Below are 24,308 nucleotides of genomic sequence, written 5' to 3'. Positions count from 1 at the left end.
ATCTCATTGACTCTGCATTAAGGACGTCGGGCTAGCCTGCCGCGATCAGTTTCGCGTAGAGGTTCAGCTCAAGCATGTCCGACCAGGCCACGATCGTCGCCGTCTCCAACCAGCAGCCGGCCGCGTTTGCGACAGCCCTGGCGGAGAGCAACATCTTCCCGGTGGTCGATGCGACATGGGCCGAAGCGCTGGACGCCGTGGCGCGGGTGCAGCCGGCCGCCGTGGTCGTGTCTGCTTCCGCTGACGACATGCCGACCTTCCAGGCGCTGGCGAAGCGCCTTGGCGCCAAGCAACCTTACGTGCCGCTGATTGCGATCGATCCCGCCACGGACTTGCCGGGCCATGCCATCCCGCTCACGCAAACCGACGGCAATTTCGACCGGCTCAGCGCGCGGCTGCGCAACGCGCTGCGTGTGCGCACGCTGCACGCCACGGTCATGCGACGCCTGACCGCCGAAAACCTGCATCGCATGTCCCTGCAGTCGGACCCGCTCGACGATGCGACGGTGATGCTGATCGGCCGCGGCGGGGGTTATGCCGCGCTGTCGGTTGCGCTCGGCGAACGCGTCGGCGTGGTCGGCGCGCTCAGCATCGAGGCTGCCGCCAAGCATCTCAATGCGCGCGACCTCGACGGCATCGTCATCGGCGAGGGCTTCAGCACGCGCGTCGTTGATGCGTTTCTCACTGTCCTCACCGAGGACGCACGCTTCCGCAATCTGCCCGTTGTCGTCACCGTGCCCGGCCTGACGCCGAGCTACGATCTCGCCAATCTCGAAATGGTCGCCGGAGACGCCGACACCGTCGCGGCCACGGCGCTGCCGCTACTGCGCCAACACGCCTTCGAAGCGCGTCTCGGCCGCACCTTGAAGTCGATCGAATCCGACGGGCTGCTCGATCCCGCCACCGGCCTGCTGACGACTGCAGCCTTCGAACGCGACATCGCGACCGCCGTCTACCACACGCAAACCCGCGGCGGCGGATTGTCGATGGCCAGGTTCTCATTCGACAATATCCCGCTGCGCGCACAGCGCGACGCTGCGCGGATCATCAGCCGGCTGATGCGGCGGATGGACTTCGGCACGCTGCAGAACGACGGCTCCATCGTGGTCGCTTTCGCCGAAACCGACCAACGCAACGCCCATATGATCGCCAGGCGGCTCTCCAGCGTGATGAAGCACACCATGCACGGACCCAAGCGCGATGCGCGCAACGATCCCCATGTCACGGTGATCACGATGGAGCCAACGGATACCGCGAAGTCACTGCTGGCGCGCCTGCATGGCGAGGATGCGCAGCGCGCAGCGTCTTAGTTCCAGAAATAAAATCAGGAACGAAGTATCGATCGTCGCATTGTAGGTGCATCTGCAATGGAGACAACGATAATGAAAAAGCTTGCACTGATCACCGCTTCCCTCGCCCTTCTCGCCACGCCGGTTCTGGCGCAGTCGGCAGTCACGACAGGCGCTGCACCCGCCGAGGCAAAGTTCTCGACCGTCTCCAAGGAGGAGATGTTCTCGTCCAAGCTCAAGGGCCTGAACATCACCAACCAGAAGGATGAGACGATCGGCGAGATCAGCGATCTCGCAATCAAGAACAATCAGGTCGACGCGCTGATCCTGTCGGTCGGCGGCTTCCTGGGCATGGGCGAACACTACGTCGCAGTCTCGCCAGCTTCGGTGAAGGTGAGCCTGAACAAGGACAACAAGTGGGTGGCGTCGATGAACACCACCAAGGAGGCCCTGAAGGCCGCTCCGGAATTCAAGTATCCGAAGTAAGCGTCGCGTAGTTCAACGAACGGCCGTCGGCAGTAATGCCGGCGGCCGGTTGTCGTTAAGCCGCCTTCTTGCTCTCCGCGAGCCCCGCCAGCGCGCGCAGGATTTCTGTTGCGCCTTCGAGACGTTCTTCCGGTGTTCCCCAATCCTGCAGGAACACCACCTTCATGTCCGGGCGCACCTTCGCGGCCTGGCCATACTGCTTGATGAAGAATACCAGCCTGTCCGGCTGCGCGAACGAGTTGTCGCGGAACGAGATGACAACGCCCTTCGGACCGGCATCGACCTTCTCGACATTGGCGCGGCGGCAATAGGCCTTGATGGCCGCGATCTTGAACAGATAACGGACCTCGTCGGGCAGCACGCCGAAACGGTCGCGCAGTTCGGCCGCGAAGGCTGCAATCTCATCATCGGTTTCGAGATCGGCCAGCCGGCGATACAGCGACAGGCGGACCGCAAGATCGGCGACGAAATCGTCGGGGATCATCACCGGCATGCCGAGCGTGATGGTCGGCGACCACCTGTCGGCGATCGGCTCGGAGATGCCTGACTTGAGCGCGAGGATCGCCTCTTCCAGCATCGACTGATACAGCTCGAAACCGACTTCCTTGATGTGGCCGGACTGTTCTTCGCCGAGCAGATTGCCGGCGCCGCGGATATCCAGATCGTGCGAGGCGAGCTGGAAGCCGGCGCCGAGGTTCTCCAGCGACTGCAGCACTTTCAAACGGCGCTCCGCCTGCCCGGTGATCTTGTGGGTCGACGGCAGCGTGAACAGCGCATAGGCGCGCAGCTTCGAGCGACCAACGCGACCACGGAGCTGATAGAGCTGCGCGAGGCCGAACATGTCGGCACGGTGAATGATCAGCGTGTTGGCGTTGGGAATATCCAGACCAGATTCCACGATCGTGGTGGACAGCAGGATGTCGTATTTGCCGTCATAGAAGGCCGACATGATATCCTCGATGACCGTCGGCGCCATCTGGCCGTGGGCCACAGCGACCTTCATCTCCGGCACATGCTTGTCGAGGAAGTCCTTCACCTCGGCGAGATCGTCGATGCGCGGCACCACATAGAACGCCTGCCCGCCACGATAGCGCTCACGCAGCAGCGCTTCGCGGATCATCAAGGGATCATGCGGAGCCACGAAAGTGCGCACCGCCAGACGATCGACCGGCGCCGAGGCGATGATCGACAGGTCACGTACGCCGGTCAGCGCGAGCTGCAGCGTGCGCGGGATCGGCGTTGCCGACAGCGTCAGCACATGGACATTGGCGCGGAGCTGCTTCAGCCGCTCCTTATGCGTCACGCCGAAGTGCTGCTCCTCGTCGACCACGACGAGACCGAGGTCCTTGAACTTGATCGACTTGCCGAGCAGCGCATGGGTGCCGACGACGATGTCGATGGAGCCATCCGCAAGGCCCTTCTTCGTCGCCGTCAGCTCTTTCGGCGCGACCAGCCTTGAGGCCTGCGCGACATTCACCGGAAAGCCCTTGAAGCGCTCGGTGAAGTTCTTGGCGTGCTGGCGCGCCAGCAGCGTGGTCGGCACCACGATGGCGACCTGCTTGCCTTCCATGGCGACGGCGAAGGTGGCGCGCATGGCCACTTCCGTTTTGCCGAAGCCGACATCGCCGCAGATCAAGCGATCCATCGGCTTGCCATGTTCGAGATCATGCAGCGCGGCGTTGATCGCGGTCTGCTGGTCCTCGGTTTCCTCATAGGGGAAGCGCGCGCAGAATTCGTCATACTGCTCGCGCGGTACGACGATCCGCTCGGTCTCGCGCAGATGCCGCTCGGCAGCGATCTTGATGAGTTCGCCGGCAATTTCCTGGATGCGGTTCTTGAGCTTGGCCTTGCGGGCCTGCCAGCCGGAGCCGCCGAGCTTGTCGAGCTCGACATTGGTCGCGTCGGAGCCGTAGCGCGACAGCAGTTCGATATTCTCGACGGGGAGAAACAGCTTGGTCTCGTTGGCGTAGCGCAATTCGAGACAGTCATGCGGCGCGCCGCCGACCTGCAACGTCTGCAGCCCGACGAAACGGCCGATGCCGTGCTCCACATGAACGACGATGTCGCCGGCAGCGAGACTCGTGACCTCCGAGATGAAATTGTCGAGCTTGCGGCTCGCCTTGCGCGGCCGTACCAGGCGGTCGCCAAGGATGTCCTGTTCGCTGATGACAGCGATCTGGTCGGTCTCGAAACCGCTCTCCATGCCGACCACGGCCAGCATGGTCTCGTTGCGCGGCGTCGCCTGCACCGCGCGCCAGGAATTCACCATCTGCTGGTTCAGCAGCTTGTGGTCCTTCAGCATGCTGGCCATGCGGTCGCGCGAGCCCTCGCTCCACAGCGCGACGACGACCTTCTTGCGCTCCGCCTGCAGCGCCTGGATATGAGCCACCACGCGCTCGAACACATTCACATTGGCGTCGGCGCGCTCCGGCGCGAAATTGCGGCCTGCCCGTGCACCCGCGTCGACCACGCCCGGCGTGCCGTCCGGCACGGCGAACGGCGACAACCGCGCCATTGCGAGATCTTCCAACCGTTTGTGCCACTCGCTGTCGGTCAGATAGAGCCGGTCCGGCGGCAGCGGCTTATAGATCGCACCGCCGCCCGGCGTGCCCATGACCTCGCGGCGCGCCTCGTAATAATCGCCGATCTGCTTGAAGCGTTCGGTGGCGGCATCTTCGCCCTGCGGCTCGATGGCAACCGGCGTGCCCGGCAGATAATCGAACAGCGTCTCCATCCGGTCCTGGAACAGCGGCAGCCAGTGTTCCATGCCGGGATGACGGCGGCCTTCGCTGACCGCTTCATAAAGCTGGTCGTCGCGCTCCGGCGCGCCGAACTGCGCGACATAGCCCATGCGGAAGCGGCGGATAGTTTCGGTGATGAGCTGGAATTCAGACACCGGCACCAGATCCAGCGCGCGCATATCCATCAGCGTGCGTTGCGTCTCGGCATCGAAGGCCCGGATCGATTCCAGACTGTCGCCGAAGAAGTCGAACCGCACGGGCTGGTCGAGGCCCGCCGGAAACAGATCGAGGATGCCGCCGCGCACGGCATATTCGCCGGGCTCCCGCACCGTACCGGAGCGGGTGTAGCCGTTGTGTTCGAGCCAGGCGACGATGGAGTCCATCGGCACCACATGGCCGGGCGCGACCGACAGCGCCTGCGCCGCCACGATCTCGCGGGCCGGCACGCGCTGCACGACGGCGTTGACCGTGGTCAGCACGATCATCGGCTTGTCGCTGCCGGTGAGGCGCGACAGCCGCGCCAGCGTGGTCATGCGATGCGCGAGAATGCCGCCATGGGGCGAGACGCGGTCGTAAGGCTGGCAGTCCCAGGCCGGGAATTGCAGCACCGGCAAATCCGGCGCGAAGAATTCCAGCGCGCGCGCGAGCTGCTGCATCCGCGGCCCGTCACGGCAGATCACGGTGAGGCTCACCGCCGGCGGTTTCGGCTTGGCCGCAACTGCGCGTGCCAGATCGGCAACGATCAGGCCTTCGGCACCCTCGGCGACATTGGCAAAGGTCAGCGCACGGCCGGGCGCAAGCTGCGCGGCCGGCGAGGCAACGGGGGATTTCATAGAGGCTTGTCCAGATTCCGGAACAGCTTGATGCGCTCGAACAGCGGCGTGCGGTACTGCTCGTCCAATTGGGTATCACCGACAAAGGCCGGATAAAGCTCGGGGTCTTCGAGGCCGATCAGGTCTTCGAGCTGCTTGAGTTCGAGGTCCGCCAGAATGCCGATCTCGGCATCTGCAAAGCGGCCTAGAATGAGATCCATCTCGCGCGTGCCGCGGTGCCAGCAGCGGAACAGCAGCCGCTTGCGGCGGTCATCCAGGCCGTTGCTCGATCGTGTCGTTCCCGTCATCTGTCCATCCCGCCCAAAGCCCGCAAACGCAGAAAGCCCGGACGTGCCGGGCAGGCTCATATAGCCTCCGCTTCCGCCCCTGTCAGCACCTCATAACGCATTGCTTTCGCCTTGAAATGCATCCAAGTCTCGCAAATACCGTAGCTCTCTCGCCGTGCTGGCCACCTGAGTCGTCCTGATGCGCCCTGAAGTGCTCAATCCCCTGTTCGTCCCGGTCACCAGCATGTCGGGCATCGGGCCGAAGCAGGACAAGCTGCTGCGCTTCCTGCTGGACCGCGCCGAGACGCCGCGCATCGTCGATCTGCTGCTGCATCTGCCGGTGAGCGTGATCGACCGCCGCGACAGGCCGAAGATCAACGAGGCCGAGATCGGCGCCATGGTGACCCTCGAAGTCATTGTCGATCGCCATCGCGAGCCGCCGCCCGGCCGCTCCCGCGCGCCGCATCTGGTCTATGCCCACGACGACACCGGCACGGTGATCCTGACCTATTTTCGGACGTATCCGGGCCAGATCGAAAAGCTGCTGCCGGTCGGCGAGAAGCGCTACGTCTCCGGCACAACGCAGCTGTTCGACGGCATGCTGCAGATCACCCATCCCGACCGCGTGGTCGACGAGGAAGGCTTCGCCAAGCTCACGGGCATCGACGCGGTCTATCCGCTGACCCAGGGCCTCGCGATCACTTCGCTGCGCAAGGCCATCGCGCAGGCGCTGACCAAGCTGCCGGCGCTGCCGGAATGGATCAGCCCGGAAGTGATCCGGCGTTGCAAGTTCCCAACGCTGGCGGAGGCGTTGCAGCGCGTCCATGTGCCGGTCGAGATCACCGACGTCCTGCCGGAAGGGCCGTTCTGGTCGCGTCTCGCTTTCGATGAATTGCTCGCCGGCCAACTGGCACTAGCGCTGGTGCGCGCGCAGCTCCGTCGTCCCGCCGGCGATCGCAATGCTGGCGATGGCCACATCCGCCGCAAGATCATCGACGCCCTGCCCTATGCGCTGACGCAATCGCAGCAGCAGGCGACCGCGGCCATCGCCGATGATCTCACCAAGCCGCTGCGCATGCTGCGGCTGCTGCAGGGCGATGTCGGCTCGGGCAAGACCGTCGTGGCGCTGCTGGCGGCCGCGGCAGTTGCTGAAGTCGGCAAGCAGGCCGCATTGATGGCCCCCACCGAAATCCTCGCGCGCCAGCACATCAAGACCATCGCGCCGCTGGCCGAGCGCGCGGGCCTGCGCGTCGCCATCCTCACCGGCCGTGAGAAAGGCCGCGAACGCAAGGATATCCTCGCGCGGCTTGCCGCCGGCGAGATCGACTTCATCGTCGGCACGCATGCGCTCATTCAGGACGATGTGGAATTCAAGGCGCTCGCACTGGCTGTGGTCGACGAGCAGCACCGCTTCGGCGTCCGCGAACGTCTCACGCTGACCAACAAGGGGAGCGCGGTCGATGTGCTGGTGCTGTCGGCAACGCCGATCCCGCGCACGCTAGTGCTGACCTATTTCGGCGACATGGACATCTCGGAGCTGCGCGAAAAGCCCGCGGGCCGCCAGCCGATCGAGACCCGCACCATGTCGGCGAGCCGGCTGCAGGACGTCATCGACGGCATCGGTCGCGCGGTGGACAACGGCAAGCTGATCTACTGGATCGTGCCGCTGGTGGAAGAGTCCGAAATGGACGGCCCGAAACTCACCAATGCGGAAGAGCGCTTCGAGAGCCTGCAGCAGCGGTTCGGCGACAAAGTTGGAATCGTGCATGGCCGGATGAAAGGTGCCGAAAAAGATGCGGCGATGGCGCGCTTCGCTGCCGGCGAGACGCAGATACTGGTCGCCACGACCGTCGTCGAAGTCGGCGTCGACGTGCCTGCCGCGACCATCATGGTGATCGAGAATGCCGAGCGCTTCGGTCTTGCCCAGTTGCACCAGCTCCGCGGCCGTATCGGGCGCGGCTCGGAGGCGTCCACATGCCTCCTGCTCTATCGCGAACCGCTCGGCGAGATCGCCACCAAACGCCTGAAGGTGATCAAGGACTCCACTGACGGTTTTCGCATTGCCGAGGAAGACCTCAAGCTGCGCGGCGAAGGCGACGTATTGGGAACGCGTCAGAGCGGCATGCCCGGCTTCCGCATCGCGCGGTCGGAGGTTCACGCACAGCTGATCACGCAGGCGCGCGACGAAGCGCTGCGGATCCTGCAGGACAATCCGAAACTCACGGGCGAGCGCGGCGAGGCGCTGCGCTGCCTGCTGTATCTCTATGAGCGCGACGAAGCGATCCCGCTGATCGGTGCAGGATAGTCGCTCCGATCAGCTTCGTAACGTTGACGCAATGTTCCCCACCTAGGTTCGACGCTTGGCTTGAGGCGAAAGGGTAGTTGTGTGCGCGTGCTTCTCGTCGAGGATGAACCGGAAATGGCAGCGGCGCTCGCGGCCGCGCTCAAGGGCTACGATATGGTGGTCGACCGCGTGGCGACGATCGGCATGGCCGAGGAGGCTCTGCTCACCAACAGCTATGGAGCCATCCTGCTCGATCGCCAGTTGCCCGACGGCGACGGGCTCACGCTGATACCCAAATTAAGAGCGAGTGGCGTGCAGGCGCCCATCATCGTGTTGACGGCGCGGGGCGACCTCGCCGATCGCGTGGCCGGGTTGGATACCGGCGCCGACGACTATCTCGGCAAGCCATTTGCAATCGAGGAACTATTGGCGCGGCTGCGCGCCGTGCTGCGCCGGCCAAGCGATATGCCGGCCGAAGTCCTCCAACTCGGTCGCCTCGCCTACAGTGCCGAGCACCGCCAGGCGAGCGTCGCCGGTGTCGCCCTCACCTTGCCGCGTCGTGAGTTGCTGGTGCTCGAAACGCTGCTGCGGCGCTCCGGCCGAACCGTCCCGCGGTCCGCGCTCGAAGAAGCGGTCTACGGCTTCGACGACGAAATCCAGTCCAACGCCCTCGACACCCATGTCTCGCGCCTTCGCCGCAAACTGGCCGATGCCAGCGCGGATGTAGAAATTCACGCCATTCGTGGCATCGGCTACCTGATCAAGCGCACACCATGAACCGAATTCGCGGCAAGTCATTGCGATGGTTGTTGGTCAGCCGACTCGTCGGCCTGCAGGCGTTGATGCTGACCGGACTGGTGTTGACGATCGTGGGTGTGTTGTGGGGCGGCGGCTATATCGTCTCACTGGAGCCCGAAGACGAGACCATCAATGTGATCGAAAACGCCATCGCGCGTGACCAGGCCGGCGCCATGATCCTGCGCGACACGCCCGCGCTGGCGCGGCAGCGCGCCAGGATGCCCGAGCTGTGGTTTCTCGTCAGGGACAAGGACGGCCATCGTGTCTCGCAAGGCAATGTACCGCCCGAATTCGCGCGCATAGGCGATGCGCTCGATGACGTCGGCCAGGCCCGTCTCGGCTGGAATATCGGCGATGCCCCGCGCGCAACGGCACGCATGCGCTGGGTCGGCAGCGCCGCAGGCCGCGTTCAAATTCTCACCGGCTCCGGAGGCACCGTGCCCTGGCACCGCGTCGCCGCCGCCATCGCAACGCTGTTTCTCAGCGTGGTACTGCCGATTCTCGCCGTGATGGCCCTGACGACTCTCGTTGCCACGCCCATCGTGGTCAGACGCGCGCTGCTCGGTCTCGGCCACGCGGCAGCGCAGGCCAAACGGATCGACACCGACAAACGCGGCGCGCGCCTCACGCTGGACCAGGTGCCCAACGAGATCGTTCCGCTGGTCGTGGCCATCAACGATGCGCTGCGCCGCCTCGACGAAGGCTTCGATCGTCGCCAGCGCTTTCTGGTCGATGCCGCCCACGAATTGCGAACGCCGATTGCCATTCTGCAAACCCGGATCGAGTCGACCGAACCCGGACCGCATACGACGCGTTTGATCGAGGATGTCCGCCGTCTGTCGACGCTCGCCGACCAGCTGCTGGACACCGAACGGTTGAAGCAGACAGCCGCGCCGCAGTCGGATATCGACCTCGTCGAGGTCGCGCAGCATGTGACGTCGGATCTTGCGCCGCTCGCCATCGCGGCAGGATACGAGATCGCCTTCGAGAGCAGCGTGAAGCAGGCCCCCTTGTCAGGAGATCAGGGGGCACTGGAGCGCGCACTCGCGAACCTGATTCACAATGCGATCGAATACGGTGGACGTCGCGGAAAAATCGTTGTCAGCGTCACTGCGTCTTCGGTCTCGGTGACCGATGAAGGCCCCGGCATCCCGCTGAACGATCGCGAACGCGTCTTCGAGCCGTTCTACCGGCTCAATAGCGGCTCGCGCGGCGCCGGCCTCGGACTCAATCTGGTTCGCGAGATCGTTCGGCTCCATGACGGCATGATCGATATTCAGGACGGCCCGAACGGTGGCACGCGCGTCACCATGGCCTTCGGCAGGCGGCATGCCCAACGCTAGCAGCGATGCACGTTGAATATCGCCGCCGCTTTATTGCAGCGTCAAAGACATCACGTCATGTTCTCTCAATCTCCACTGCACATACCCATGACACTGCCGACGACCGTCGGTGTCGATGCATTTGCAATGGATAGTTCACATGACTGCAAACGGCCTCCTGCTCTTCTTCCGATCGCTCGCCTCAGCCCCCCGAACCGTCGGGGCAATTGCGCCGTCGGGGTCTGCCCTCGCCAACATGATCACCCGCGATATCAACGGCGCGACCGGCAAGGTGCTCGAACTCGGCCCCGGCACCGGCGTCTTTACGAAAGCACTGCTGAAGCAAGGTGTGAAGGAAGGCGATTTGACGCTCATCGAATATGGCTCCGACTTCATGCGGCTGTTGCAGCAGCGATTTCCGCGTGCGCGCGTGCTATGGATGGACGCTTCATGGATCGCGCCGCAAAAGGTGTTCGAACCCGCGACGTTCGGCGCCGTCGTCAGCGGACTTCCGTTGCTGAACATGGCACAAAACAAGGTCGACGCGATCCTGGCCGGTGTTTTCAACAGCCTCCGCTCCGACGGCGTAATGTATCAGTTCACCTACGGCGTCCGCTGTCCGATCAGTCATCTGCAACTCCAAAAATTCGGCCTCGAGGCGTCCTGTGTCGGTCGCGTTCTGATGAACGTTCCGCCAGCCTCGGTCTATCGCATCACGCGGCGCCAGTCCGCCGTCCAGGTGGCAGAATGAGCGTGATGGCCACAGAACTATCCGATCTTCTGATTAACTGCGTTCATGTCGGCCCAATCGGGATCATCGGGCTTGGCATCGCCGAGAAGCTGTTTCCGTTCGTGCCGTCTTACGTCGCGTTCGTGGTCATCGGCATCGTCGTCGCTGCAAAGCAGAGCGATCTCGCTTCAGCCATCCTGGCGCTCGCGATCGGCTCGACGGCCGGTTCGCTGTGCTGGTATGGCGCTGGCCTGATCCTGGGAGAACGACGCAGCGCGACATTCGTGAGACGCTTCGGTCCCTATATCGGACTGACCTCTGCGCGCTACCAGCGCGCAGCGGGTGCATTTCAACGAAACCTGTTCGTGATCCTCGCGGTCGGCCAGACGCTGCCCGTGATCCGAGTCTATATGGCGATCCCCGCCGGGGTGCTCGGCGTATCCCTCCCGCAATTTCTGCTGGGAACGTTTATCGGCAGTCTCGCATGGGCCGGGCCACTGCTCGCCCTCGGCTTCTGGATCGGGGACACCAGTTCGGACCCGGCATCTGCGGCGCTGATCGTCGTGGCGACATTGATCGGACTGGAAGCGCTGATCGTATGGGGCTGGCGCCGCTTCAACCGGCGCACATCACGACGCCGTCCGGCAGCCAGCTAGAACTATGTCATGGCCAAAACGGCCGTCCGAAGCGGGCTGGACTGAGCCCGGAATCTCGATCCAAGCTCGTCATTCCGGGGCGCGGCCGGCACTTGCCGGTCGCGAACCCGGAATCCCGGAGTGTCTGGCTCTACGGTGACTCCCATGTCGGGATTCCGGGTTCGGTCCCGTCGCCTTCGGCGCCGCTCCCGCCCCGGAATGACGAGCGTGGAGCTGGAAGACGTCAAACATTTTTTCCTATCTTCCGTTGACAACATCCCTATCAGGTTTATATTCCCCTTCGTCCTGCCCCACCGAGAGGGGCGATCGCGATCGTCACGTTCGCGGGGTGGGATGCGGTGGACGCCGGAGATGCGGCGTCACGCGGTTCATGGGGGAACGTCTGTCTTCGGGCAGGACGGATCTGCGCCAGCACTGCCACTGGCAAGGAGACGTTTGGCCTTGGGATGGAAAGACTCCGGGACAGTGTGACGGACGACCAAATCGAAACGCGTTCGGCCAAGTGCTTTGCGGCTACCCTGTCCCTCCGCCCTGGGACATTAATTTTGGTGACGGGACCGTTCGCCATGGCAGATGTGCAAGCAACCGAAAAAACACCGCATGCGGAACGCCGGGCAATCGCTCGGCGCCTCCGAAAGTCCTGATGCACACTAACCTGCGGAAGACCGCATTCGCATCAGGCCCAAGGGTGCAACGGGCACCCGGCGTTCCGCACGCCCTCTCACAGGGGGGCGGGAATGCAAGAGACGACGGCGCCCCCGCGCCGCAAACAATGGGGGCGATGACGCATGTCTCAAATGGAGTGGCTGTTTGACATTCGAAGAAGCTGAGACGCGCAGGCGGTCGCGATATCCCTCCCCCAAGCAGCGAAGCTGCGCAGTGGGGAGGGTCGGCCGATAGGCCGGGGTGGGGTCTCTCCCCATGCGAGGACAGCGTTCGTGGCACCACCCCACCCGTCTCGACCGCTCCGCGGTCGATCCACCCTCCCCACTGCGCGGCTTCGCCGCTTGAGGGAGGGAAAGAAAGCTCTACGACCTAATCCACCTGTGCTGGCCGCTTCGCTGGCGGAGCATTCGCGATACCCGCTGCCGTTGCCATCTGCGCCAATGCCGCGATCTTCTTCTGCGAATCGGAGCCCGGCTGGACGACGCCCGCTGACATGATCAGCGTGGCGGCATCCTCGGCGGACATGTCGATGTCGATGATCTTGCTCTTCGGCACATAGAAGAAGAATCCCGTCGTCGGATTCGGCGCGCAGGGCAGGAACACCGAGATGTGTTCCTCCTGCCCCGGCAGGCTCTTCGCCACTTCGGTGCTCGGCGGCTGCGAGATCAGCACGATCGACCACATGCCCGGCGACGGGAATTCGACGAGACCGACTTTACGGAAACTCGATCCCGAACCCGAGAACAGCGTCTCGAACACCTGCTTCAGCCCGCGATAGATCGCGCGCACCACCGGCATGCGGCCAAGCAGGTTCTCGCCGAGATCGACCAGCGAGCGGCCGATCAGGTTGGCGGTGAGGAAACCCAGCAGGGTCAGCGCCACGAAAACGACAATCAGGCCGGAGCCCGGAATACCGTAAGGCAGATACTGTTCGGGCCGATAGGCCTCCGGTACCAGCGGCCGCACGATTGCATCGACCCAGGTGACGAACCACCAGGTCAGGTAAAAGGTAATCGCGACCGGACCGGCGACGATCAGACCGGTGAGGAAATAGTTGCGGATCCGGGCCATGAAGCCGCGCGGCGCCTCGGGCGGCGGGTCGCCAACGGGCGGGGTCAACGGCAAATCGGGGCGTTCCATCAGCGTTTCAAATCCATCTGGCGCGGCGCGCGAAACCGCGCCGTCAGTCCTTATGGGTATCCTAGCAGGATTTCGCCAGTGCGGGGGAAGCCACTTGGCGGCGCCAGGCGGCCAAACCGGCCGCCTGCGACAATCTTGCCGCTTCGCCGGCCTATTCCACCGTGACCGACTTCGCCAGATTACGGGGCTGGTCGACGTCAGTGCCCATCACCACGGCTGTGTGATAGGCGAGCAACTGCACCGGCACGGCATAGACCAGCGGCGTGAATGCTGCGTCCATGTCCGGCATCACAATGGTCACCATGGAGTCCACGGTGGCCTCCTCGGCGCCCTTGGCATCGGTCATCAGAATGATGTTGCCGCCGCGCGCTGCGACCTCCTGCATGTTCGACACGGTCTTGTCGAACACCCGGTCATAAGGCGCGATCACGACCACCGGCATGGTCTCGTCGATCAGCGCGATCGGACCATGCTTGAGTTCGCCGGCCGCATAGCCCTCGGCGTGGATGTAGGAGATTTCCTTCAGCTTCAGCGCGCCCTCCAGCGCCAGCGGATAGCTGGTGCCGCGGCCGAGATAAAGCACGTCCTTCGACTTGGCGATGTCGCGCGCCAGCTTCTCGATCGCAGCTTCGTGCGTCAGCGCGTCGGTCATCAGACGGGGGACCTTGACAAGACCGTGAACCAGTTTGGCTTCGTCGGCGTCGGACAGCTCGCCGCGGGCCTTGCCGGCTGCGATCGCAAGCGTCGCCAGCGCCATCAGCTGGCAGGTGAAAGCCTTGGTCGAGGCCACGCCGATTTCCGGACCAGCCAGCGTCGGCATCACGGTCTCGCTCTCGCGCGCGATCGTCGAGGTCGTGACGTTGACGACAGCGAGCGTGTGCATGCCCTGCTCTTTGGCGTAACGCAGCGCTGCCAGCGTATCGGCCGTCTCGCCGGACTGTGAGATGAAGATCGCCAGATCGCCCTTGCGTACTGGGGCTTCGCGATAGCGGAATTCAGATGCCACATCGACTTCGACCGGCACGCGCGCAAAACGTTCGAACCAGTATTTAGCGATGAAACCCGCGTAGCTCGCAGTGCCGCAGGCGGTGATCGAAATGCGCTGGATATCCTTGAAGTCGAACGGCAGCGTCATCGGCAGCGCAACGCGCTCGTTCGCCAGATCGACATAACGCGCCAGCGTGTGACCAACGACTTCGGGTTGCTCGTGAATTTCCTTGGCCATGAAGTGGCGATAGTTGGCCTTATCGACCATGAAAGCCGACGCGCCGGATTTCAGCACGTCGCGCTTCACGACCTTGCCGGATTCATCGTGGATCTCGCAGCCCTTGCGGGTCAGCACCACCCAGTCGCCGTCTTCGAGATAGCTGATGTCGTCGGTGAACGGCGCCAGCGCAATCGCGTCGGAGCCAAGATACATCTCGCCGTCACCATAGCCGACTGCAAGCGGCGACCCCTTGCGGGCACCGATCATCAGGTTGTCGTGATCCTTGAACACGAAAGCCAATGCGAACGCGCCCTTGAGCCGTGGCAGCGCCTGCTTCACGGCATCGACCGGCGATGCACCCTTCTGCAGATAGGAACTGACGAGATGCGCGACGACTTCGGTGTCGGTCTCGCTGGCGAATTTGGCGCCGCTCTTTTCGAGCTCGAGACGCAATTCGCGGAAATTCTCGATGATGCCGTTGTGCACGACCGCGACGCCTTCGGCGGCGTGCGGATGCGCGTTGGCTTCGGTCGGCTTGCCATGCGTCGCCCAGCGCGTGTGACCGATGCCGATATGACCTGCCAGCGGCGACTTGCCGAGCTTGGCTTCGAGATTCTTCAGCTTGCCTTCGGCGCGGCGGCGATCGATATGCGCGCCTTCCAGCGTGGCAACGCCGGCAGAATCGTAGCCGCGATATTCGAGGCGCTTCAGCGAGTCCACGATCTGGTCAGCAACCGGACCACGTCCCAAAATTCCGACGATGCCGCACATGCGGGGTTATCTCTCCAAGTGGTATCAAATTGCCCAGAAATACTGGAACTCTCTTAGCGAGAATCGCAAATCGACTGTTACTCAATAATTATTGCCGATTGAGACAAGTTACCGCGGTTGTAGGGGCATTTTGCGCGACGCGTTTAACAAACCATCAACGTGTTTGCGAAAGCATCTACGCCTGACCGGAGTAGACGTCCATGTGGGAGGAGCGAGACCCGAGAGCCCCCCGATCGATCGCCGGATCACGGCTGCGACATGTCGAGATGTCGCAGAGCAAACTGGCGCATTGGCCGCCGCCGCAGCGCGATATTGCGGTCAAACCGCATGTCGCCGAGCCCCATACGCCGCAGGAAGAAATTGTCGCCAAGCGTCCGATCCGTCGTGGCTGGCATCTGAAGACCCCGGTGACCTGACGTCATCGCGAACACCGTGCGCGCTCACTTCGGCTTCTTGTTCGCCGCGTTCTTGTCGCGGAAGCGCTTGCCCCAACCTTCCTTCATCGACACCTCGTTGCGCTCTACCGCAAGCGCATCGTCCGGCACATCGCGGGTGATCACCGAACCCGAACCGATATAAGCGCCGGCCCCGATCTTCACCGGTGCGACCAGCGACGAATTCGAACCGACAAAGGCGCCGGCACCGATGATCGTCTTGCTCTTGTTGAAGCCATCGTAATTGCAGGTGATGGTGCCCGCGCCGATATTGGCGCCGGCACCGATATGCGTGTCGCCGACATAGGTCAGGTGGTTGACCTTCACGCCCGCTTCCAGAATGGCCGCCTTGGCTTCAACGAAGTTGCCGATGCGCGCGCCCTCGCCGACCGACGTTCCCGGCCGGATGCGTGCGTAAGGACCGATCGAGGCCTTCTTGCCGATGGCCGCCTGCACGATGTGCGAGAAGGCGTGAATGACAGCGCCGTCGGCGATACTGACGCCGGGCCCGATCACGACATACTGCTCGATGGTGACGTCGTTGCCGAACGTCGTATCGGCCGCAAGATGCACGGTCTCCGGCGCGACGATGGTCACGCCCGCGTCGAGCGCGGCCTTGCGCAGCCTTGCCTGCATGATCGCTTCGGCTTCCGCGAGCTGCGCCTTGGTGTTGATGCCGCGGACTTCATCCTCACTGGTCTCGATCACGCTCGCCCGCAAGCCCATGCTCCGCACGATCTCGACGGCATCGGTGAGATAGTATTCGCCCTTGCTGTTGGACGTGCCGATCTTCTCGATGATTGTGAGCGCGGTCTTGCCGGCGAAAGCCATCACTCCGGCATTGCAGAGATCGACCGCACGCTCGGCCGCTGTAGCATCCGCATGTTCACGGATCGCAACGAGCTGATCGCCTTCGACCAGAAGTCGGCCATAACCAGTCGGGTCGGCCGCACGAAAGCCGAGTACGGTCAGCGCGGCACCTGCCTTCAAGGGCGCACGCAAACGCTCGAACGTCTCGGCCGAAATCAGCGGCGTGTCGCCGAAGGCGATCAGCAGATCGTCCGCGCCTTTTGCAATAGCGTCCTTTGCCGCCAGCACGGCATGGGCGGTGCCGAGACGCTCGCGCTGAACGAATGTTGCGGCATCGGGCCGCACTCGCCTGGCTTCATCCGCCACGTCCTGACGATCGGGACCGACAACGACGGCCAGCGCAGAGCCTGCGCCATGAGGCGCCGCCGCGAGCACATGGCCCAGCAGCGACTGGCTGGCGACCTGATGCAGCACTTTCGGCGTCGAGGACCGCATCCGCGTTCCCTCGCCGGCCGCGAGCACGATGGTGAGGCTGGTTCTGCCCGTCATCCGAATCCCCGTTGTGGCGACGCTCATGCGCCGCGGCCGTCTTAAATGGTTTTGGGCCAATCTGGAAACCGGTTTGGTTCGCCGTGTGGCCCGACAACCTCAGGTTCCCGCCGGTTTCCTGATAATGTTGAACTGTGATTCGCAGGGGCGATGGGGCGACGCAGACGTCGAATGGCGGATAAGCACGACAAGTGGGCCGATACTCTCTCAGCCGAGCATAGCGGCTGGCTGACCGGATTTCTGGCTGAGGAAGACAAGGTCGACCGCCGCATGATGTGGCGGCTGGGCTCATGGGGCGTTGCCGCCGTGGGCGCGGTGGTGGTTGCCATTCTGGCCAGCCAGTCGCAGGTCCAGTTGCGCCGCGATCAGGTCGCCACATCCGATACCTTCGCGCGGCAGGCCCAGCAGATCCAGCTCGTCGCCAAAGAGACCCAGGCCGAGGCCCGGCGCCTGACGCTGGCCATCGAGACGCTCAACAGCGATCGCGACCGGCTGTATGCTCGCGTCACCTCGGTCGAGCAGGGCCTGGATTCAGTCACCGGATCGATCAAGCGCCAGACCATTCCGGCACCGACAGCCGCCACAATGACGCCGGCACCAGCACCGCAGGTCCTTGCCCCGCCGGCAGCCACCGAGCCAAAGCCGGTGGCAGAGCTTCCAAGCATTCCGTCGACGCCGGTCATCGGTCCCGTGGCTGCCATCGCGCCGCCTGCTGAAATGACACCCGCCAAACCGGCGCAAACAGCGGCTTCATCGATAATCAATCCACCAGCCTCTGCGCCGCTCGTTGCATTGAAATCGATGACGGCGCCGCCCGACGCTGCGGCCGCCAAATTGAGCGAACCGGCGCCGACCATCGAAGCTCCTCCGGCCGCTCCGGAGACAACGGCATCGGTCCAACCGGCCGCGACCGAGCCCACCCCCACAGCCGTCGAAGCCGTGGCGACGCCGGTCGCGCGCACGGAGTTCGGCGTTGATATCGGCGGCGCCAATTCGGTGGACGGCCTGCGCGCGATCTGGCGCGGCATGTCCAAGTCTCGCGCGCTGAACGGACTGCGCCCGATCATGATGGTGAAGGAACGCCCGACCGGACTTGGCATGCAACTGCGCCTGGTCGCCGGCCCGCTCACCGACGCGGCTGCCGCTGCGAAGATCTGCGCCGCACTGACCGAAAGCAGCCGGCCCTGCGAGACGTCGATCTTCGATGGTCAGCGCCTTGCTATGAAGGCCGAGACGGCGCCCGCGGAAGTTGCGCCTGCACCAGCCAGACCGGCGCCACGCAGGCGCGCCGCGCCGAAGCCACAGGAACGCACCGAACAAGCGCCGCCGCCCAAGCCTGTTGAAGAAGTTGCGCCGCCGAAGCCGCAATCGTCGCTGACCTCGTTCCTGGGCTTGCGTTAAGGATCAAAAGATCAGATTTTCAATCTCTTGGCGCCCTCGGCTAAAGTGTTATCTAGGTCCAATCTCTCACCGCGACCGCATGCCGGGTTGTTCCGCACCGCGTTTTGAACCATGGTTTCCGCATGAAAAAAGATCCGTTCAAGCTCACCGCCCGTCAGGTGCAATGGCTTCTCATCGTCGGCTTCCTGTCGGTCGGCTACGCCATCTATCTGCGTTATCTGGCCATCGAATTGTCGACGACGGCGCTCGCCTGCGACGCCGGCCTGCAGAGCACCCTGTGCAAGAGCCGGCTGGTGATGACCTATCTGTTCAAGAATTCGGTGTTCGGCATCGCCGCGGTCGTCATTGCGACGCTTAATCTGCTGCGGCCGTCGATCGTGCTGATCACCGTCGCACTGATCGCAGCCGGTTTCGGGATCGTGCTCTACAACGTTGCCCTGTCGGGCATCGCGATCGGCCTGCTTATTCTGGGCTTTGCACGGCCCGCGCCTGCCACAGCGTGATGCCGAACAGCAGATAGATCGCGCAGGTCCACAGCGACTGCCAGTTATCCGGCCCTTCGTTGAAGCCGATATACAGGGCCGACAGCACGAGCACTCCGGCAAACACCGACTCGGCGATCGGCCGCACACCTTCCTGCGGACGGTTGACAGCCATCAGTCCGGCGAACGGCACCACCGCCATGGTCAGCGCCGCGAACGGAAAGTCGCGGTAACGCGGATCGAACACGAAACCGAGCGCGGTCTCAGCGCCGATCAGCGCCGCCACAGCCAGGGTCATCCCGAGCAGGACGGTCGACCACGAACGGGCCAGGAACCGGCTCGGCCCGACCAGTTGGAGGAAGGTCGGTATCGAGCGGCCGGACATCGTCGCATAGGCGCACAGCAGCGGCGACGCGACACCGGCAGCCAGCAGCGCGCTCCACTGGATCCAGCGGCCGACGCCATAGCTTTCATAGATCAGCTTGTCTGCGGCAACGCCCAGCAGGATGCCGGCCACCGTGGCCGATACTGCAACGGTCAGCCAGGCCGACAGACGCGGCGACCATGGCCGTCGACGAAGCGTCAACATGCCGGTCACGAAAACCAGGAAGCTCAGGCCCATGCCGAGCCCCATCTGCAGCTTCCACGACGGATAATTGGTGATCGGAACGCCCGGTGGATACTTCAATTCGCGCGGCTCATCGTAGATCAGGCCCCAATAGCCGCCGACTGTACCTTCAAGGTCGCGCTTCCACGGCTGGTCATAGGCTTCGATCAGATTGACACGGAACCCCTCGCGCTTGGCCAGATCGAGGATTTCGGACACGACCCGTGCCTGGTTGGTGCGCGACGGCAACGCGCCATCACGCATCCGCCCGGCACTCGGCCAACCTGTTTCGCCGATCAGGATTTCCTTGGATGGAAACGCCACGGCGAGACGCTTGCGGATCGAGTCCACATGGGCGGCGGCGCTCTTCGCGCGAATCGGGAAGTCCTCCCAATAGGGCAGGATGTGGATCGTGACGAAATCGACCGCGTCATAGATCTCGCGATTCTTCAGCCAGAACTCCCAGACATCGGCATAGGTCACGGGGATCTTGCCGACCTGCGCCTTCACCGACCGGATGTTGCCGACGAGATCGGCCGCCGTCATTTCGCCGCGCAACAACACCTCGTTGCCGACGACCACGCTGCTGATCACGTTCGGAAAGCGCTTGGTGAGATCCACGACGCCGGCGATCTGCGCCAGGTTCTTGAGCCGGTTGCTGCCGAGCCAGACGCCCTGAATGACCTTCAGTCCGACCTTGCCGGCCAGTTCCGGCACCTGATCAAGGCCGTTATCGATCGAATAGGTCCGCACGCATTTGGTGATCTGCGCCAGCTGCGCCATGTCAGCGGCAATCTGGCTCGCCGGAATAATGGCGGTCGAGTTCAGCGGCGTCTGCTCACCACGGAACGGCGCATAGGAGACGCATTCCAGTTTGGCGGCGGGATCGATCGGCGCGCGCACCAGCGTGACCGGCGTGGCGAGCCACCACCAAACCGCTGCGATCGTACCAAGGGAAAGGATGAGAAGCGCCAGCGGCGTGCGGGTGGAAATCGGTTCCGTCCTCCAAAGTCGTCCGTCGATTAGCCGGTCATCACCAATCTGCCAAGTGCATCATGCCGGCAATCACGGACTTGTCGGCCCGACCCGCCACGAAAATCAGACAAACTTCCGGCGTTGCTGGACAAAATCAAAAATGTCCGTCATGGGATTCAGCCGTGGTCGCCGCCGTATTGGGGGCCCATTTGAACGGCATCTGGCGAGGGCGTCAGAACTGCCTGGCAGCCAACTTATCGGGGACTTTATGCGTCGACTGGTGTTCGGGTTCCAATCTGCGGTTCTGCGTTGTCTCGCCGTTCCAGGCCTTGCTCTGCTGCTGGGTGTTGGCTGCGCGTTGGCCCAGAGCGGCCCAGTTCGCGCACAGGATCAGAAGCCTGCGGCAAATGCGCCCGTGACGCCTGCCGACGTTGCCCGTGAGAGCCAGAAGAAATCCGACGAATTCGTCGAGGCGACCCAGGCGATCAATGGTCCTGCTGGCAATCCCGAATGCGTCTGGCTTGGCCGCCGCGTCGTGGTGCTGATGTGGCGCGACGATCTCGACACCGCGTTCCGTCACCTAGATCTCTACGACCGATTCGGTTGCCCCGGCGGCCATGTGCAGGCAACGTTCCGCTGCCTGGTCAAATTCGGCCCGCTCATTGATCCGAAAATTGCGGACAGTCTCAACAGCCGCGTCCATGGCTGCTGGATCAATCCGAATGCGCAGCCGCAGCCTGCCGCGCTGAGCCAGCCCGCAACGCCAGCGCCTGCCGGTGGGGGCGCAGCAGCGCCGGCGGCCGCTCCGCAGCCGGACGCCAAACCGCCTGCTGAAGCGCCGAAGTAATGTGGCGCGCCCTGTTCAGGTGGCATTCAGCTGGCGGCGCCTAATCGCATTTGAATAATGGTGCCGCCCTCAAAAGGCCACGGCAGCGTATGAGTTGTTAATTCGTGTGGCGGATATAGTCTCCGTTACCGTTGTACTGGTCGGACCTCGGGGACGGGTCCGCTTCCCGGCCACGCTCGCCCCGTTATGGTTCAGTTGCGATGCGCGCTGTCGTCGCCGTTTTATTGTTCGTGACCGCCGTTCATGCCGCCCTATGGGGCGTATTGCGCGAGAAGCAGGAAGCTCCCGATTTCAAGGGCATGATTCCCAGCCTCTCCTATGCGCCGTTCGAGGGTACAGCGCATCCCGACGTGGACAACATTCCGACCGTCGAGAAGATTCGCGCCGACCTCAAGAGGCTGTCGACCATCACCCGTGCCATCCGTCTGTATTCGTCGACCGGCGGCGTGGAAATGGTACCCGCCATCGCCAACGAGTTCGGCCTCAAGGTCACCGTCGGCGCCTGGATCGACAAGAACGCGGATCGCAACGAGCGTGAAATTGCCTCCGCCGTTGAGCTTGCGAAGAAGAACCCGAATGTCATCGGTATCGTCGTCGGCAACGAAACGCTGTATCGCGATGAACTCAAGCTCGAGGACCTCGTCGAATATATCCGCCGGGTAAAGCGCCAGGTCACGGTTCCCGTCACGACCGGTGAAATCTGGAACATCTGGCGCGACAATCCGCAGCTCGCCTCGTCGGTGGACTTCATCGCCGCGCACATCCTGCCCTATTGGGAAAACTTCACCGACACCCAGGCCGTCGACCAGGCCGTTCATCTCTACGGCGTGCTGCGCGAGACCTTTCCCGGCAAGCGTATCGTGATCGCGGAATTCGGCTGGCCGAGCGAAGGCTACAATCTGCGCAGGGCCGTGCCCGGCCCATTCAAGCAGGCCGTCGTGCTGCGCAACTTCGTGACCCGCGCCGAAGCGATCGGCATGGACTACAACATCGTCGAAGCCATCGATCAGCCCTGGAAATTCTTCGAAGGCGGCGTCGGCCCCTATTGGGGCGTTCTCAACGCCTCGCGGGAACCGAAATTCCCATGGACCGGTCCGGTCGTGGATCCGGACCACTGGAAGAACGCCAGTATTGCGCTTCTGGTTGGCATCCTGCTGTCGCTGCCGATCCTGCAGATCGTTGGCGCGACAGCGATGCAGGCTCTCGTGCTCTCGACCGCAGCCAATGCCGTTGGCGCCTGGGCGGCAACCATCTTCGCTTATCAGCAGACCCACTATTTCGTCTGGGGATCGGCCTTCGCCCTCACACTCGGCTGCATCCTGCTGATCCCGCTGCTCCTCATCGCACTGGCGCGCATTGAGGAGATTGCAGCCATCGCTTTCGGCAGGAAGCCATTGCGGCTGCTGACAGCCGAACGCAGCGAAAAGCTGCGTGCCGCTGCCGACGCCGAGCAGAAATACCCGAAGGTGTCGATCCACATTCCGGCCTATCGGGAACAGCCCGACATGCTGAAGCTGACATTGGACGCGGTCGCCCGGCTCGACTATCCGAATTTCGAATGCGTGGTGATCATCAACAACACGCCGGATCCGGCCTATTGGCAGCCGATCCAGGATCATTGCCGCATGCTCGGCGAGCGGTTCATCTTCATCAATGCGGAGAAGGTCGAAGGCTTCAAGGCCGGCGCGCTGCGCATCGCCATGGACCGCACCGCGGCGGATGCCGAGGTGATCGGCATCATCGACGCCGACTATGTGGTGGAGCCGAACTGGCTGAAGGATCTCGTCCCAGCCTTCAACGATCCGCGCGTCGGCCTCGTGCAGGCGCCGCAGGACCACCGCGACGGCGACCGTTCATTGATGCACTACATCATGAACGGCGAATATGCCGGGTTCTTCGACATCGGCATGGTCCAGCGCAATGAGGCCAATGCGATCATTGTCCATGGCACCATGTGTCTCATTCGTCGCTCCGCGATGGACATGGCGGGCGGCTGGGCTGGCGACACCATCTGCGAGGACTCGGATCTCGGCCTCGCCATCATGCAGCATGGCTGGCTGACGCATTACACGAAGGAACGTTACGGCTACGGCGTGCTGCCGGACACCTATGAGGCGTTCAAGAAACAGCGTCATCGCTGGGCCTATGGCGGCTTCCAGATCATCAAGAAGCACTGGCGCCGTTTCATGCCCGGCGCGAGCCGCATGACCCAGGATCAGAAGCGCGAATTCGGTATGGGTTGGCTGAACTGGCTCGGCGCCGAAAGCCTCGGCGTCGTGGTGGCGATCCTCAACATCATCTGGGTGCCGATCATCGCCTTCGCCGATATCGCCATCCCCGACAAGATCCTGACGCTGCCGATCATCGCGTCATTCGTGGTGTCGCTGGCGCACTTCATCGTCTTGTATCGGCTGCGCGTGAAGATCGGCCTGTGGCAGATGCTGGGCGCGATGATCGCCGCCATGTCGGTGCAGTGGACCGTGTCGCGCGCCGTCGCCGATGGCCTGATCAAGGATCACCTGCCCTTCACCGTGACCTCCAAGGGCGGCAAGTCGACCATGTCGATCGAATTCCAGGCCTTCTGGGAAGCTGTGATCGGAGTGCTTCTGCTGATCAGCTGCGGCGTGCTGGTGTTCTCCAACAACTCCAAGCAGGTCACCGAGATCTACATCTTCGCCGGCGTGCTGGTGCTGCAGAGCCTGCCGTTCCTGTCGGCGGTGATGATTGCCATCCTGGAGAATTCGCGCGCCAATGACTTCCAGTGGTGGCGCAACACGACGGTTCGCACGGCCGAGCTGATCGGCCTTCGCCCGGTGGCGATGCCGCCGATCGACGTGTCCCGTCCCGAGGCCCAGCGCGAAGCAAGCTGAACCGCGCCAATGGGGCGCGGTTCATGTCCATAACATCAAGCCCTGCCCTTGACCCCGGCGGACCCGCCTTTTACACAGCCGGTCACGCGATACGCTGCATTGCGGGCGCCATCGCGGCCGTGGCTGATCGGCCTCACCGCCCCC

General features: G+C 63.4%; 18 protein-coding genes. 12 read left to right on the top strand and 6 right to left on the bottom strand.

What is annotated here, in order from left to right; translation table 11 throughout:
• Positions 1–74 precede the first annotated feature (74 nt).
• Together AB7783_RS07535 and AB7783_RS07530 are read left to right on the top strand one after the other, a co-directional pair.
• Positions 75–1,310: a GGDEF domain-containing protein gene (locus AB7783_RS07535; RefSeq protein ID WP_441277287.1), complete on the top strand. Its 1,236-nt coding sequence runs from the start codon at positions 75–77 to the stop codon at positions 1,308–1,310.
• Between the two features lie 72 nt (positions 1,311–1,382).
• Positions 1,383–1,775: a PRC-barrel domain-containing protein gene (locus AB7783_RS07530; protein ID WP_089264391.1), complete on the top strand. Its 393-nt coding sequence runs from the start codon at positions 1,383–1,385 to the stop codon at positions 1,773–1,775.
• Positions 1,776–1,830: 55 nt separating this feature from the next.
• Here the strand turns inward: AB7783_RS07530 and mfd are convergent, their stop codons facing one another.
• Positions 1,831–5,349 carry a transcription-repair coupling factor gene (mfd, locus tag AB7783_RS07525; RefSeq protein ID WP_441277286.1) on the bottom strand — a complete coding sequence of 1,173 codons (3,519 nt, stop codon included), beginning with the start codon at positions 5,347–5,349 and terminating at the stop codon, positions 1,831–1,833.
• Complete coding sequence (locus AB7783_RS07520) at positions 5,346–5,636, bottom strand: FAD assembly factor SdhE (RefSeq protein ID WP_089264393.1); 291 nt, start codon at positions 5,634–5,636, stop codon at positions 5,346–5,348. Before AB7783_RS07520 ends, mfd begins: the two co-directional genes overlap by 4 nt.
• A 178-nt stretch (positions 5,637–5,814) precedes the next feature.
• On the opposite strand from AB7783_RS07520, the gene recG reads away from it, so the two are divergent.
• The 5 genes from recG to AB7783_RS07495 all read left to right on the top strand — a co-directional run bounded on the left by recG (position 5,815) and on the right by AB7783_RS07495 (position 11,405).
• A complete protein-coding gene (gene recG, locus AB7783_RS07515) occupies positions 5,815–7,920 on the top strand; it encodes an ATP-dependent DNA helicase RecG (RefSeq protein ID WP_441277285.1) in 2,106 nt (701 codons plus the stop codon).
• 81 nt (positions 7,921–8,001) lie between these two features.
• Complete coding sequence (locus tag AB7783_RS07510; protein ID WP_441277284.1) at positions 8,002–8,676, top strand: response regulator transcription factor; 675 nt, start codon at positions 8,002–8,004, stop codon at positions 8,674–8,676.
• Positions 8,673–10,040 (top strand): sensor histidine kinase, encoded by a 1,368-nt coding sequence (locus tag AB7783_RS07505; RefSeq protein WP_441277283.1) that lies wholly within the window; start codon positions 8,673–8,675, stop codon positions 10,038–10,040. The genes AB7783_RS07510 and AB7783_RS07505 overlap by 4 nt, the downstream gene beginning before the upstream one ends.
• A 139-nt stretch (positions 10,041–10,179) precedes the next feature.
• Positions 10,180–10,770, top strand: coding sequence for a class I SAM-dependent methyltransferase (locus AB7783_RS07500; RefSeq protein WP_441277282.1), 591 nt, complete (start codon positions 10,180–10,182; stop codon positions 10,768–10,770).
• A 5-nt stretch (positions 10,771–10,775) separates the two neighbouring features.
• Positions 10,776–11,405, top strand: coding sequence for a DedA family protein (locus AB7783_RS07495; protein WP_176454556.1), 630 nt, complete (start codon positions 10,776–10,778; stop codon positions 11,403–11,405).
• 1,035 nt (positions 11,406–12,440) lie between these two features.
• On the opposite strand, the gene AB7783_RS07490 is transcribed toward AB7783_RS07495, so the two are convergent.
• Positions 12,441–13,211, bottom strand: a complete 771-nt coding sequence (locus AB7783_RS07490) for a DUF502 domain-containing protein (RefSeq protein WP_441277281.1) — start codon at positions 13,209–13,211, stop codon at positions 12,441–12,443.
• 151 nt (positions 13,212–13,362) lie between these two features.
• Positions 13,363–15,189 (bottom strand): glutamine--fructose-6-phosphate transaminase (isomerizing), encoded by a 1,827-nt coding sequence (gene glmS / locus AB7783_RS07485; protein WP_441277280.1) that lies wholly within the window; start codon positions 15,187–15,189, stop codon positions 13,363–13,365.
• Between the two features lie 266 nt (positions 15,190–15,455).
• Here glmS and AB7783_RS07480 point away from each other — a divergent pair, with 266 nt between their 5' ends.
• Entirely contained in the window at positions 15,456–15,605 is a 150-nt protein-coding gene (locus AB7783_RS07480; RefSeq protein ID WP_158550328.1) for a hypothetical protein, read from the top strand.
• A 24-nt stretch (positions 15,606–15,629) separates the two neighbouring features.
• Here the strand turns inward: AB7783_RS07480 and glmU are convergent, their stop codons facing one another.
• Positions 15,630–16,982 carry a bifunctional UDP-N-acetylglucosamine diphosphorylase/glucosamine-1-phosphate N-acetyltransferase GlmU gene (gene glmU / locus AB7783_RS07475; RefSeq protein WP_441277279.1) on the bottom strand — a complete coding sequence of 451 codons (1,353 nt, stop codon included), beginning with the start codon at positions 16,980–16,982 and terminating at the stop codon, positions 15,630–15,632.
• 171 nt (positions 16,983–17,153) lie between these two features.
• Here glmU and AB7783_RS07470 point away from each other — a divergent pair, with 171 nt between their 5' ends.
• Both AB7783_RS07470 and AB7783_RS07465 read left to right on the top strand, forming a co-directional pair.
• A complete protein-coding gene (locus tag AB7783_RS07470; protein ID WP_441277278.1) occupies positions 17,154–18,383 on the top strand; it encodes a hypothetical protein in 1,230 nt (409 codons plus the stop codon).
• Positions 18,384–18,505: 122 nt separating this feature from the next.
• The gene (locus tag AB7783_RS07465; protein ID WP_120289840.1) at positions 18,506–18,886 is read left to right on the top strand and encodes a hypothetical protein; all 381 of its coding nucleotides are present in this window, start codon (positions 18,506–18,508) and stop codon (positions 18,884–18,886) included.
• Here AB7783_RS07465 and AB7783_RS07460 read toward each other — a convergent pair.
• Positions 18,846–20,513, bottom strand: coding sequence for a glycoside hydrolase family 17 protein (locus AB7783_RS07460; protein ID WP_441279659.1), 1,668 nt, complete (start codon positions 20,511–20,513; stop codon positions 18,846–18,848). The genes AB7783_RS07465 and AB7783_RS07460 overlap by 41 nt on opposite strands.
• A 202-nt stretch (positions 20,514–20,715) precedes the next feature.
• Here AB7783_RS07460 and AB7783_RS07455 point away from each other — a divergent pair, with 202 nt between their 5' ends.
• Positions 20,716–21,294: a beta-1-3, beta-1-6-glucan biosynthesis protein gene (locus tag AB7783_RS07455; protein WP_371422180.1), complete on the top strand. Its 579-nt coding sequence runs from the start codon at positions 20,716–20,718 to the stop codon at positions 21,292–21,294.
• 200 nt (positions 21,295–21,494) lie between these two features.
• The gene (locus tag AB7783_RS07450) at positions 21,495–24,164 is read left to right on the top strand and encodes a glycosyltransferase (RefSeq protein ID WP_441277277.1); all 2,670 of its coding nucleotides are present in this window, start codon (positions 21,495–21,497) and stop codon (positions 24,162–24,164) included.
• The last annotated feature ends 144 nt before the right edge of the window (positions 24,165–24,308 follow it).

Source organism: Tardiphaga sp. 172_B4_N1_3, assembly GCF_052076035.1.
Lineage (GTDB): Bacteria > Pseudomonadota > Alphaproteobacteria > Rhizobiales > Xanthobacteraceae > Tardiphaga > Tardiphaga robiniae.
This window is presented reverse-complemented; position numbering and strand designations above follow the sequence as displayed.